The sequence below is a fragment of the Borrelia anserina Es genome, assembly GCF_001936255.1.
GTDB lineage: Bacteria > Spirochaetota > Spirochaetia > Borreliales > Borreliaceae > Borrelia > Borrelia anserina.
On the sequence record NZ_CP013704.1, the window covers coordinates 301,387 to 315,402 of the forward strand.

General features: G+C 29.9%; 14 protein-coding genes. All 14 read right to left on the reverse strand.

Going from position 1 to position 14,016, the window contains the following annotated elements; genetic code table 11:
* From dprA to recN, 14 genes are read right to left on the reverse strand one after another with little or no spacing between them, the layout of a single operon-like run.
* A complete protein-coding gene (gene dprA, locus N187_RS01445) occupies window positions 1-945 on the reverse strand; it encodes a DNA-processing protein DprA (RefSeq protein ID WP_025419501.1) in 945 nt (314 codons plus the stop codon).
* 5 nt (window positions 946-950) lie between these two features.
* A complete protein-coding gene (locus tag N187_RS01450; RefSeq protein ID WP_025419502.1) occupies window positions 951-1,637 on the reverse strand; it encodes a tetratricopeptide repeat protein in 687 nt (228 codons plus the stop codon).
* On the reverse strand, window positions 1,638-2,834 hold the full coding sequence (gene ftsZ, locus N187_RS01455; RefSeq protein ID WP_025419503.1) for a cell division protein FtsZ: 1,197 nt from the start codon (window positions 2,832-2,834) through the stop codon (window positions 1,638-1,640). It lies immediately after the preceding gene.
* Between the two features lie 20 nt (window positions 2,835-2,854).
* On the reverse strand, window positions 2,855-4,096 hold the full coding sequence (ftsA, locus tag N187_RS01460; RefSeq protein ID WP_025419504.1) for a cell division protein FtsA: 1,242 nt from the start codon (window positions 4,094-4,096) through the stop codon (window positions 2,855-2,857).
* Complete coding sequence (locus tag N187_RS01465; protein WP_025419505.1) at window positions 4,096-4,839, reverse strand: cell division protein FtsQ/DivIB; 744 nt, start codon at window positions 4,837-4,839, stop codon at window positions 4,096-4,098. Before N187_RS01465 ends, ftsA begins: the two co-directional genes overlap by 1 nt.
* Window positions 4,840-4,877: 38 nt before the next feature.
* A complete protein-coding gene (gene ftsW / locus N187_RS01470; protein ID WP_157883980.1) occupies window positions 4,878-5,936 on the reverse strand; it encodes a putative lipid II flippase FtsW in 1,059 nt (352 codons plus the stop codon).
* Between the two features lie 52 nt (window positions 5,937-5,988).
* Window positions 5,989-7,044 (reverse strand): phospho-N-acetylmuramoyl-pentapeptide-transferase, encoded by a 1,056-nt coding sequence (mraY, locus tag N187_RS01475; protein WP_025419506.1) that lies wholly within the window; start codon window positions 7,042-7,044, stop codon window positions 5,989-5,991.
* Between the two features lie 20 nt (window positions 7,045-7,064).
* Complete coding sequence (murF, locus tag N187_RS01480) at window positions 7,065-8,456, reverse strand: UDP-N-acetylmuramoyl-tripeptide--D-alanyl-D-alanine ligase (protein WP_025419507.1); 1,392 nt, start codon at window positions 8,454-8,456, stop codon at window positions 7,065-7,067.
* Window positions 8,457-8,474: 18 nt separating this feature from the next.
* Window positions 8,475-8,756, reverse strand: coding sequence for a hypothetical protein (locus N187_RS01485; protein WP_025419508.1), 282 nt, complete (start codon window positions 8,754-8,756; stop codon window positions 8,475-8,477).
* Entirely contained in the window at window positions 8,753-9,643 is an 891-nt protein-coding gene (rsmH, locus tag N187_RS01490; protein ID WP_025419509.1) for a 16S rRNA (cytosine(1402)-N(4))-methyltransferase RsmH, read from the reverse strand. The genes N187_RS01485 and rsmH overlap by 4 nt, the downstream gene beginning before the upstream one ends.
* The gene (locus N187_RS01495; RefSeq protein ID WP_025419510.1) at window positions 9,636-10,469 is read right to left on the reverse strand and encodes a hypothetical protein; all 834 of its coding nucleotides are present in this window, start codon (window positions 10,467-10,469) and stop codon (window positions 9,636-9,638) included. Before N187_RS01495 ends, rsmH begins: the two co-directional genes overlap by 8 nt.
* Window positions 10,470-10,474: 5 nt before the next feature.
* The gene (locus N187_RS01500; RefSeq protein WP_051483117.1) at window positions 10,475-11,554 is read right to left on the reverse strand and encodes a hypothetical protein; all 1,080 of its coding nucleotides are present in this window, start codon (window positions 11,552-11,554) and stop codon (window positions 10,475-10,477) included.
* A gap of 14 nt (window positions 11,555-11,568) precedes the next feature.
* A complete protein-coding gene (locus N187_RS01505; RefSeq protein ID WP_025419512.1) occupies window positions 11,569-12,327 on the reverse strand; it encodes a hypothetical protein in 759 nt (252 codons plus the stop codon).
* Between the two features lie 16 nt (window positions 12,328-12,343).
* Complete coding sequence (recN, locus tag N187_RS01510) at window positions 12,344-14,008, reverse strand: DNA repair protein RecN (protein WP_038443478.1); 1,665 nt, start codon at window positions 14,006-14,008, stop codon at window positions 12,344-12,346.
* Window positions 14,009-14,016 lie beyond the last annotated feature (8 nt).

Here is a 14,016-nt window from a genome sequence, read left to right on the forward strand (position 1 = left end):
CTATTTAGATATTTCATTCAATAATTCATTAATAAGCATACTCGATATATCTTTACCTACACAACAGACATCTAAATCACCACCAATTTCTGGCTCATTATAATGAACATTTAATATCCTATAAAGATCTGGTACTGATTTTATCTCTTGAGCTCCAGAATCATATAAAATCCTAGCACCATCACCAGAATAATCAATGTTATAGACATAAATATCAAGACCTAAATCAAGTCCAAGCTCAGCAGTAATCAAGGCCCCTGATTTCCTCGGTGCATAGGTAATAAAAATAGCATCCGAAAGACCAGCTACTATTCTATTCCTCTTTGCAAAAAAGTAACTCTGTATCCTCTCATAAGGCAAAGTTTCAGTAAGAACACCTCCACCATTTTCTAAAAGACTAGCGACATATTTCCTATTTCGCTTTGGATAAATATTATCAATATCTGTCGCAATAACTGCATATGTTCTTTTTCCCTCATTGATTGCACCTAGATGTGCTGCAATATCAGCTCCTATTGCAAATCCAGATATGACCTCCACATGATTACTAACAAGGTGAGATGACAACTCTTTAATTTTATCGACCAAATCCCTACTGATTTGCCTTGAACCAACAACAGCCCACGACAAGAAATTAGGGCTTGGAAGATTACCCTTATAATAAACAGCAAATGGAGGGTCATAAATCCTCTTAAGCTTTAAAGGATAATCTTTAGAGCCAAGACTCACAACCTTTGCACCTGTTTTATTAATAATTTTTTGCTGCAATTCTACCAATTTTAAATTAGGAAGTCTATGAATTTTTCTAAAATCTCTAGATAAATAATTAGAAATATCTTTTAAACTTAACTTACAAAGATCACTTAAATCAAAAGCATTAAAAATCTTAAGTTTTTCTTCACTCCTTAAGAACCTTAAATTATCAACATAAATCAATTTAAACATAAAAGTTACTTAAAATTATTCATTATTTTATCAACTCCCTCTATTTGCTCTTGAGTTGAAGCTTTACTCTTTGCCTTTCTGTAAAACAATAAAGCATTATCAAAATCTCCAAGAGAATAATAATTTGCACCTCGCAACATAAAAAATTCAAAATAATCCTCTCCCATAGACTCAAGCTTACTTAAATATCTCTTAGCTTCTAACTGTTTATCAAGATCATAAACATACATAGTAGAGAGAGCAAAAATAGCTTCCTTAAAATCACCTTTAATAGAAATTGATTTTAAAAAAGAATTCTCGGCAAGAATGAAATACTCCTCAATTTTTTCTTTAGTCGCCATCCCTTTAGCTAAATTATAAGAAGAAATTCCTATATAAAAATGCGAAAAATAATTATCTGGCCCATACTCTAAATTTTTATTAAAATACTCAATAGCAGGTCCATATTGACCAAGCTTAATAAGTTCAAGTCCAATTAAACTAAAAAATCTAGCCTTTTTATCAATGGAATTTATTACTTTTAAAATATTTTGCTCTTCTTTATCAATAAATTCCTTATAAACTTCAATTTTTTCTAACGACTTCCCCCCTGCTAGCTCGATTTCTCTTATTCTAAGTCCAAGATTGACTTTTTCCTTAGATCTATCTCCACAAGAAACTAAAAACAAAAATATTAACGCCCATTTTTTCATTCAATTGTCACTACTCTTTTTATTTAAATTTCTAAGAAATGTAGGAACATCAATATCATCTTCAAAATAATTAACACTTCTTGACTTAGCTATAAAATTATCATTAGCCTCATAAGCACTCCCTGAAGCATCTTGACTACCTGACATTAAACTATCAAACTCTTTTGAACTTAAAGTATTATTTTCAAGAGTTCCAGACAAATCACTCTGCCTCTTAGAAGAAAAACCAGTAGCAACAACTGTAACATAAATTTCATCATCAAGATTTGAGTTAATTGCATGACCATATATTACGGTAGCTTCATCATCAACACTAGCAGTAATTATTCCCATAATTTCTTCAAGCTCAAGCAATGAAAAATCTTCACCTCCGGTTATATTAACAAGAAGCCCTTTAGAACCTTCTATTCTAACTTCTTCAAGCAAAGGATTACTAATAGCAGAAGTGGCTGCATCAACTGCTCTATTTTCACCTTTACCATAACCAATACCCATTAAAGCATCACCTTGTCCTTGCATAATGCTCTTAACATCAGCAAAATCAATATTAACTTCGCCGTGCTCAATAATAAGACCTGCAATTCCCTGAACACCCATTCTTAAAACATCATCAGCTCTCTTGAAGGCATCCTTAATTGTAGTTCGCTTATCAACAACAGTTAAAAGTTTTTGATTTGGAATAATAATTAAAGTATCAACAGATTTTCTTAAGTTGTTTATTCCCTGCTCAGCTAGACGCATTTTTTTAGGACCTTCAAATTTAAAAGGCTTAGTAACAACTCCAACAGTTAAAATTCCAAGTTCTTTCGCTACTTGAGCAATAACAGGAGCTGCTCCTGTTCCAGTACCTCCACCCATCCCAGCAGTAATAAACACCATATCAGCACCTGCTAGATGATTCTTAATAATATCAATATCTTCTTCTGCCGCAGCTTGTCCAATTTCAGGTCTACCACCGGCTCCAAGACCTGAGGTAACTTTAGCTCCAAGGGCAATCTTTATTGGAGCAATAGAAGTTTGAAGAGCTTGAAGATCAGTATTTGCTACAATAAATTCAACATCCCTCACTCCATATTCAATCATACGATTGACAGCGTTACTACCTCCACCGCCTGCACCAATTACTTTAAGAACCGTAGGATTTGTAGCAGAATCAAACCTTTTTGAATGACTATCAATAATATTATAATCTTTCATTAAACTTCCTCCATGATTGGTCAAAACCACTCCTTCAAAAACCAACCTTTCAATTTTGAAGATATTTTACTTTGTTTCTTAGATTTATTATTTCCTTTATTTAATTTATTGAATTTTTGCTGTTCATGTTTATAAAGAACAAGACCAAGAGCTGAAGAAAATTTGGGATCAATATATTCCTCTCCAACTCCATTAATATTCATTGGAAATCCTATTCTTGATGGATATTTAAATATCTCTTCTGTTAAATTAGAAAGACCAGGAAACAAAGTTCCTCCTCCAGTTAAAACAATTCCCCCATTAATCTTATTATAAAAACCTCGTTTCATTATTTCAGCTTTTATCATCTCAAAAATCTCGCTTAGTCTTGAACTAATTATTATAGCCAATTCTTTTCGACTCTTCTCTTGAGGCGGTCTAGTCCCAAGATTAGGAATAATAACGCTCTCCATTTGACTCTCAAGGGCAGAAATATGAGCAACGCCAGCTGTTATTTTAATATTTTCAGCAACATCTTCAGGTACTTTCCATACCTGTGCAATATCAAGAGTAACTCTATTTGCGCCAATAGGAATTACACCAGTATAATAAGGAGAACCATCAACATAAAGAATTATGTCTGTTGTACCTTTACCCATATCAACAAACAAAACACCCATTTCTCTCTCTTCCTTAGATAAAGTAGCATAAGATGAGGCCAAGCTTCCAAGAACAACTTCATCAACAGAAAATCCAGCACGATTAACACATCTAACTAAATTTTGACTCGAAGAACTAGATCCCGTAATAATATGCACCTCACCTTCAAGACGAATTCCCATCATATCTATTGGATTTTTTATATGAGGAATTCCATCCACAATAAATTCTTGAGGAATCACATGTAAAATTTCTCTATCCATCGGAATTACAATTGCTTTAGCAGCTTCAATAACACGCTCAACATCTTCATTATCAATTTCTCTAGTTTTTGAATTTATTGCAACAACCCCACGAGAATTAGTACCTTCAATGCTACTACCCGACATAGAAACAGAAAGAGTATTAATATCACACCCAGAAATAAGCTCAGCAGCCTCAATAGAATTGGAAATTGAATCAAGTGCCGCTTCAATATTTATAAGGACTCCTTTCCTAACGCCTCTTGATACACTAGTGCCTATTCCTACTATTTCTAACTGATTATTCAAATTTACCTCAGCAACAACAGTACAAATCTTGGAAGTTCCAACATCTAATCCTACTATTAAATCTCTAGACACTAATTCTCTCCTAACAAAATGATATCACCACTTCTTAAATCAACAGCACCAGACGTTCCCTTAAGTAAATCAGATATCATGAATACCTTATGCATTACACTTATTAAATTCATATCCGTTGTTATTAATATCTTATTATATATATTTTTTATATACAAAATAATCTTGTAATCATAAAAATTCAACTTCAAAAAATTAATTTCCGATATTAAATTATACAAAGTATTTTGATTTATTTTAACATAGTTAAGGTTCTTTATAATAGCCAGTATTCTATCCTCTAAAAAATCACCAACTTCATTACCATTTAAGTTCAACCCACTAACTATAGGCAAATCATAAATTAAATCTTTACACTTCTCTAAAATTACACCATCTGAAGAAATAAAATAATAGACAAAACCACCATCAATATTCTCATAAGCAGTAACGATAGGAACTCTTCTTTCTATATTAATTCTAATAGTATTAGGAAATTTAAGTTCTACTTTCACATTCTTCACTCTCAAATCCCTCATAATATTTTTCTCATAAGTACTAATATCAGCATCATAATAATAAGTATTAGGTCTAATTCCTGAAATACTTAATATATCTTCTTTAGAAATATGAATACCATCATTAAAACTAATGTACCTAATTAAGAAATAAGGGGAAATAAAAATAATAAAAATAATTTCAAGCAATATGATAGAAATTATTACGTAAATATACATAATCAAAAATTTTCTATAAATCAACATAGATTTAAAATTAAACTACCATTTTGATAAAAATTTAACTATCTACCTTCAATATCTCTAGAAACATTTGCAATAAGTCCAGAAAGCGCCATTGTAACAACAATAGAAGAACCACCTGATGAAAAGAATGGTAAATTTATACCTGTAGGAGGCAAAAGTCCAATCGCAATTAAAATATTCATGATACTTTGAAGAAAAATTGTAAGACTTGAAATAAATGCAATAAAAAACCTAAATCTAGTCTTAGCAAAGATAGCAACAAAATATCCAAAATAAAAAAATAAAAAAAACAATACAATAGCAAAACAAATTCCTAAAAAGCCCAATTCCTCTCCAAGAACAGAAAAAATAAAATCAGAATTAGCCTCAGGAAGTTTACCAAGCTTGATTTCACCCATTCCAAGACCCTTTCCCACAAGACCACCACTCTTTAAAGCATTAAGTGATGCTATTATTTGATATCCCTTTCCCAAAGGATCATCATAAGGATTTAAAAATGCAAAAATTCGAGCAACCCTATAAGGTTCAAATATTAAAAAAAGCATAGAGATCGGAACAAAAGTGAATAAAATAGCAAAAATATATCCTAACGATATTCCAGAAACAAATAAAACAATAAAAAAAAGAATAGCAAAATAAATAGCTGTTGAATAATCATTTTGCAAAATTATAAGCAACCAAAAAATACCAAAAATTAACATAGGTTTAAGCCAATAAAAGATATTATTATCGAACTTTAATCTAAACTTACTCAAATAGCTTGAAAGATAAATCGTAAAAGACACCTTAAAAATCTCTGAAGGCTGAATACTAACTCCTTGTACAAATATCCACCTTTGCGCCCCAGAAATACTAGGGGAAAAAAAAGTTGCCAAAACTAATGTAAAAGTCAAAAGTAGTATAATAGCAACAGTCTCTTTTAAAAAATTTAAAGAAATTCTCTCAAAAATAAAAAACACAGTAAAACTTAAAAGAAGGTATTTAAGTCGCATTAAGAATAGAAAATTAGGATTCCCTGTAAGCTCTAGACTTAAAAAAAATGAGGATGTATAAAATACAATAATACCATAAGCAATAAGAGACCATAAAACAAGCAAATAACATTCCCTAAGATAGGATTTCTCCACAAACATAACGGCCAATTTAAACTCATCTAATCTTAAGAGTACTTAAGGCAATTATAGCAAATATTAGACCCATTATCCAAAATCTAATAACAACCTGCATTTCAGACCACCCAAGTTCTTCGAAATGATGATGAAGCGGTGCCATTTTAAACACTCTTTTCTTAGTTTTCTTATAAACTAAAACTTGAATAATTACAGATAAAGTCTCAACCACAAAAACTCCTGCAAGAATTGCAAAAAGAATCTCACTTTTTAAGATCAAAGCTGTCATTCCGAGAACTGCTCCGATTGAAAGACTACCGGTATCACCCATCATTATTTTAGCAGGATACGCATTAAACCATAAAAAACCAAAACTACCACCAAGCAAAGCTCCAAGAAATATCACAAGCTCTTCAGAACCCTTAATATTTGGAATATTTAAGTAAAACGCAAAATCCACTCTACTTGTAAGATATGCAATTATGACTAAAGCCCCCGTTATAACAATACTAAGTCCAATAGCAAGTCCATCAAGTCCATCTGTCAAATTAAAAGCATTAGAAGCAGATATTAAAATAAACATCCCAAATGGAATATACAAAATCCCCAAATCCAATTTGAGAGACTTAAAAAATGGAAAATAAATTACGCTAACATGCTCTCCGCCAAAATAATAAAGCATAACAACTGAAGTAAAAGAAAATAATATCTGACCATAAATCTTAAACTTAGGATTAAGACCATCTGAATTTTTTCTTTTTATCTTAAGAAAATCATCTATAAATCCTAAGCAGGCAAAACTAACCATGACAAAAAGTATAATTAAAAAGTAAATATTCCAAAGATTAATCCAGAAAATCAAAGAGATTGAAACACAAAAAAAAATAAGAATACCACCCATAGTAGGAACTCCCGCCTTCTCACTTAAATGGCGCTTTGGACCATCTTCCCTTAAAATTTGATCTAGTTTTAGTTTTTTAAGCCTTAAGATAATAAACGGACCAAAAATCAAAGCAAGCAAAAATGCAAAAATAGTAGCATAAGCGGCTCTAAAAGTAATATATTTTAACAATCTAAGACCTAAAAGATAAAACACAAATCCTCCCCCGTTAACCCTTAAAGATAGCCAAGCACCCTTTCAAGCCTATTTGCCCTTGATCCTTTAATAGCAATAAAACATCCAGATTCCAAATTATTCACAAAACAGGCAATAAAATCCGCAAAATTACTAAAGTAAAATAAATTATCTAAGGTTAACTTTTCAATCCTCTTTACTTCTTGAAATTCCTCACCAATTAAAAATACTTTATCAAAATTCATTAAAATAACCTCTTTAACTGCCGTTTTATGTACTTCATACTCAAATTTTCCAAGTTCTTTAAAAGAACCAAGAACAATAAATTTTTTACTTCTAATTTCAAGATCTAAAACCATTTCCTTTAAAGCCATAAATGAACTTAAATTACCATTATAAGAATCATTTAAAACCAAATAGTCCTTTACTCTTAAAAGCTCTGCCCTACCCTTTTGAAAATCAGCATGTATCAGTCCATTACGAATCTCATTCTCGCTAAGTCCAAGCAATAAGGCTAAATTAATACAAGATATTGCATTAAAAATGTTATGCTTACCAGGTAACAAAATAGAGTAATCAAACCCTTTATAAGTAAAATCATAAGAAAATTTCTCATTTAAAAACGTAAATGACCTAATTTGAAGAGCATGAAAATCAAAATAAAAAATATTAATCCCCGAACTAATAGACTTGGCTATATCTCTTAAACGAGAATGATAAGGACAGTTCTCATTCAAGATGACTACCTGAACACTTTCAGTTATTATCTTGCCCTTCTCAGAAGCAACAACTTCTAGATTCTCAAAAGCTTGCATATGAGCATAACTTACATTTGTTACAATAACAATTTCGGGATTTAATATCTTAGCAAGCAAGTTCATCTCTCCAACGTAACTGATACCAACTTCAAAAACAGCATACTCTTCATCTCCCTTAGTTCTTAAAACACTCAGAGGAAGTCCAATATCCGAATTTAAATTGCCCCAAGTCTTACAAGTTTTATACTTCTCTGACAATATGCTGTAAAGCATTTCTTTTGTCGTAGTCTTTCCATTACTACCAGTAATAGCTATCCTCTTAAAACTTGTTCTTTTAATAAAATGGGCTGCCAAGTTTTGAAGAAAAATGACTACATTACTAGTAAGCAAAAAAACCAAATCTTTATTCCTGTTTAAATACTCAACACACAAATGCTCACAATCCTTAGAACAAACAAAACATCTAACACCAACACCAATTAAATATTCAACAAAACAAAATCCATCTATCTTGTCACCTTTATACGCAAAATAAAGACTAGCACTACTATTCTCTGCATTTATCTCACGACTGTCAAGTGAATAAAACGATACAAACCTTTGCATACTACTTGAATAACCAATAAACTTAATATCATCTAAAGACTCTACAATATCCCCAATTTTTATATCCACCAAACACCCTCACAAATCCTATCGCCTAATAACATTAATATCCTTACTATCCTTTTTTTCTAAATCCAAATAATCTCGACTAAGTTCTTCTATTCTATCAATACTTTGAAGTTCATATATTATGGTTAGCAACCTAAAATTCTCATCAATAATATTATCTTGTTCATCATTTAAATCATCAAACTCACGCAACTTTACAACATACCTAAAATTAAGATAAATATTTAGACATATTACAATTGTTAATATCAAAATTAATACAAAGTATAACCTAACTTCAATTTTTCCTATCTTACTCATACTAATTTTTTTATGGCTCTAAGCTTAGCACTTCTTGATGCATTATTGCATCTTTTCTCTTCAAAGCTTGAGATTATAGGCTTTTTAGTAAGTATACAATATTGTTCTTTATCTAAAGCTTTAAAAAACTCTTTTACAATCTTATCTTCCAGCGAATGAAAGGTAATAATAGCTAAGATCCCATTCCTTGATAAGCTTTCTACCCATAATGGCAAGCTTCTCTTTAAACGAAAAAGCTCGTCATTAACATAAATTCTTAGCGCCTGGAAAGTCTTAGTTGCTGGATTTATCTTAAGTTTTATTTTAGGATATGCTTTGCTAACTATGTTTTGAAGTTCTCTTGAAGTTCTTATTTTTTTAATTTTTCTATATTCTAAGATAGATTTAACAATTCTCTTAGAATAATATTCACCACCTAACTCATATATTAAATTTTCAAGACTTTCCTTATCAAAAGTATTAACAATCTCATAAGCACTAAGACCTCCAATATCAGGATTAAGTCTCATATCTAATCTTTCATCTTCAAAAAAAGAAAAACCCCTCCCACTCATCTTGTAATGAAACATAGAAATACCAAGATCAGCCAAAATAAAATTGGCTTTATTACCTAAAGAATATTCACAAAAGAAATCATCAAACCAGGCATTAAAATATGAAATTTTCCCTTTAAATTCTGCAAGAGACTTTTTTGCCCTATCTAAAATAATAGAATCCCTTTCAATTCCAATAACACTTATGTTTTGATACTTACTAAGCACTGCCCTTGAATGCCCACCTTCCCCGAGAGTGCAATCAACAAAAACGAATCTTTCAATTATATTTACAGTTTCTAAAAGATCAATAATTTTATCAAGAAGTACAGGAGTATGAAAAATGTTATTCATTAAGTGTAAACCTATAAGTTAAACTATGCTCAGTACTATAAACATCTCCATACTTGATCTTAATCTCATTACTACCACTAGTAAATTCAAGACTATTTATCTCAATGCTTCCTTTATTTTTTTTTATGTTAAAAATATCTAAATTATAATCCTTATTTTCACATAAAATATATGAATTATCCTCTAAAGACATACTCTGAAAATCAGCACGAAAGATACTATTATTATTTAGAAATACTTCAAAATAATAAATACCATTAAGAGATTTTAAACTACTAACGTCTTTTTTCAAAAAATTTAGAATAAGACTATAATTACCCAACTCTAAATCTAGATTTACATCTCCTTTTAACTCAAACATTGTATTATCCTTACCTTTTAAAAGGATATTACCCAAAAAAAAGGAAGACCCAATATTTAAATTATTCCTATTCTTTATCACAAATAAAGGATTAACTATCTGACCACTATACTGATCAATAACTACCACATCAAAAACTCTATTATTATTTTTCAAAAAAACTTTCTCATTTTTATGTACAAAATCACCAAAAAATTCCAAACAAAGACTCAAATCTTTATCAAAAATGATTAAGATGCTCCCATCGTATTCACTCATCTTATTTCTAGAATATAAAATTTCATAATTGTCTGAAAAAATAGAAAAGTGCGTATCTAGAGATCTCAATCTTATACCAATACTTAAATCGCCATCTCTTGATTCTCCAAAATCACTCACCAAATCAAATTTCTCACCCTTTTGAAACTCCAAAAATGAATATAAATTAGAAAAATTAAATAAATAAAGAAGAACGGCAATTATCATTATAACTACAGCCCTAAATACTTCAAATTACCCTCATCATTAAAATATAAAATCCCTTCATCAAATTCAACATACGAACTTATCTTATCTTTGAAAAATATATTATCAAATAACTTATAAGAATTTACAAAATAAGTCCTTATATTAATCATATTACTACTCAAATCATAAAAATATATCCTATATAATCTAGAAAAAGCATCATAAGAGGCTTTTAAAACAGAATTTTTATTATTAATTCTAAAAATTTTACCACTTTCAATATTAAGTATTAAGAATGAATCTACAGTTTCAACGAATAAATTATAAAACTTATCAAGCTTAAAAAAAGGACTAAAATCCTTAAGCTTTAAATTGTGCAAATATAAAACCTGATTATATCTATCTTCTAAGTTAACCACCTCTAAAGAATATTCTCCATCTCCTCTTAAAATACATAAATACTTATTATCCAAGCTTAACTTAACACATATAACTGGAAAGCCAATACTTGATAAACTACTACTATAAAACATCTTTCCACGCTTATATACATAAATCTTGCCATCAGAGAGTCCTAAAGTCAAAACATCATTATTATAATCAATGCTTAATATTGAAGCTATAAACTTTAAAGACAAAATTTTACTTCCATCTGCCTCATAAACTGCTAAAGACTTATATAAATTATCTAAAGCAAAAATAGCATTACCTTTTGTAAAAACAAAATCTTTATGTACCAAAGAAAACAAAAATTTATCTGTCTTTTTAGAAAAAACAGAATAATTACTCTTAAACTTGTTAACCACATAATAATGGTCTGAAAAACTAACCAAACGATCACTTACAACATGATAATAAAATTTATCTAGATCTAGATTTAAGATTTGATCTTTAATAAAAACATTCTTTTTTGAAATAATATCAACCAAATTATCAAGTTTCTCAAAATGATTGAACTTATAAAAGGTTGAAATATCAATCGTTGATCTCAGGACAAAATCAACTAGTACTATGAACATCAACAAAAAAATCAATAACAAAAAAGACTTAACTCTTTTAAATTTAATTAAATCTTCCCTATAAAGACTCACAACTATTAACATCCTCCCTCTTGGACTTACTTACTCTTACCTAAATCCGATTGAAACTTAATAGACCAAACTTCATAAAATTTTGCAAACTTATCAGATATTTCTTTTTGAGAAGTAACAGTAGCTAAAATTCGGCCAGCTTCAATATAACTTAAAATCTGCTCTGAGAGCCCATAAAATCCATTTGCTTCATATCTTGCCCTTAACAAAAAGGCTCCTTCTTCCAAGAGATCTAAAGATTTAATAAGATGAGCCAATTGGGCTTTATAAAAAGGACTATCAATAACTAAATTCTTTGATAAATTCTTAAAATCAATAAAATTTTTAGCCAAAACAATAAATTTAAGATATATATCTTCTAAAAAAAGAATTGATTTAGAATCGCCTTTGCCAAAATAAATTCCCAAATCAATAAGATATCCCAACTTCTTAATGATCAAGAGTCGCTCATTAGGGTTTAAATCAATCACAGATTCGCTCACCATAAGTTTGCTAATAGGAATAAGCAAAACTGGACTTACAAACAATGAAAAATCGGAAATAAAACTAAAAAGATTTGTTCTAAAATCATAGTTAACTTTTAATCTAGGCTTTGTGTAAAAATAATTTAATGAGGCAATATAACTTAGAACATTTAAATTTAAATTAATAAACTTAAATGCTACAGCCGAATCTAGCATAAGCTTACCGGACGTCTTTATATCTTTTATACTGTTTAAAGTTTGCAAAATTAGATCATCAATAAACAAAATTCTTTGATAATTTTCATTATGAACCAAATCCATAAATACCCACTTATAATTAATTATTACTCTTTAAAAGCTCTTCTGCATGTCTAAAGCTAATATCATTAATGTCTCCACTAAGCATTCGAGCAACTTCTGAAGCACGATCACTACCCAACAATAAAGAAGCGTGAACATAAGTCTTATTTTCTATACATTCTTTTCTTACTAAAACATGATAATCTGAGAGACTTGCAACATTAGCAAGATGAGTAACAACAAATATCTGCATATTGCCTGACAAGCCCTTTAAATACTTACCCAAACTTACTCCAGATTCACCTCCTATGCCAGAATCAATCTCATCAAATATAACAAGTTTACTCTCATCAACATTCTGAACACTCTTAATGGCTAACATTATTCTTGAAAGCTCACCTCCAGACGCAATTTTATAAATTGGCTGGGCTTTTAAACCAACACTACTTGAGATTAAAAATTCTACCTCATCTATACCTGTTGACTTAATTTCTCCCTTATAGACTGACACAAAAAACTCCGAATGCCCCATGTTAAGCATATGCAAAATCTCAGTCACTCTAGATGCAAAGCTTAAGGCAGAAACTTGTCTAATACTTGAAATATCAGATGCTAATTTTTTCACTCTCTCAAACAAATCTTCTAACTTTTGCTCCCTACTTAGTCTTTCAGTCTCAAAATTAAGTGATGAATCAATAATGTCATCACACCTTTTCCTTAATGCTATGACATCCTCAAGACTTGGTCCATATTTTTTCTTAAGACGAGATAGCTCATATAACCGACTTTCTGTTGATTCAACTTCTTTTGCATCATAGGCTTTGTCAAAAAGATATCTATTATAAATTTGCCCAATATCCTCAAGCTCATAGTAAGAGTTTTTAAGACGATTTTCAAGCTCAAAATAACTATTATTAATTCCTGAGAGATATTCAGCATCACAAATCACTTTTTTTATCTCACTTAAAGCAGAAACACTACTATTTGAGCTTAAAACATCCTTTAAATTCGAAAATGCACGACATAAAGATTCATGATGCCTAAGCTCGTCTAACTTAGTCTTTAAAATTTCCTCTTCCCCCATCTTGGGACTAATAGCATCTATTTCCTCAATTATTTTCTGACACTCTTCTCTACTATCTTTATGTAACTTCTCTTTTAAAATAAAATCGTTATAATCATTTAAATATTGAACATACGATTCATAAGTTAACCTATATTCTTCCAATTGAGCATTTAAATTAGCGTAATTATCCAAAACCTTTAGATTATTGGAAGGATTTTTCAAAATTAAATACTGTTGATTTTGAGAATGCACCTCAATCAACATATTAAAAAGTGGCTTTAATATGATACTAGAAATTGGCTCATTATTAATATAATAATTACTTAAAAGAGTATTTGAAGATTCAAATCTAATTACCCTCTTTATAATAATAAAATCTTCCACAACTATATCTTTAGAAAACAGATAATTCCTCACATCTTCATTTACCCTAAACTGACCAAGTAAAATACACTCTTGCTCTCCATCAATAATTATATTATCTTTAACTTTTCCACCAAATAAATAATAAATTGACGACAACAATAAACTTTTACCACTTCCAGATTCACCTGTTAGTGCTATCAAACCAGTACCGAGCTTAATAGATACTTCTTTAATTAAAATAAAATTTTTTATAAAAAGTTCAATCAACATATAAAATT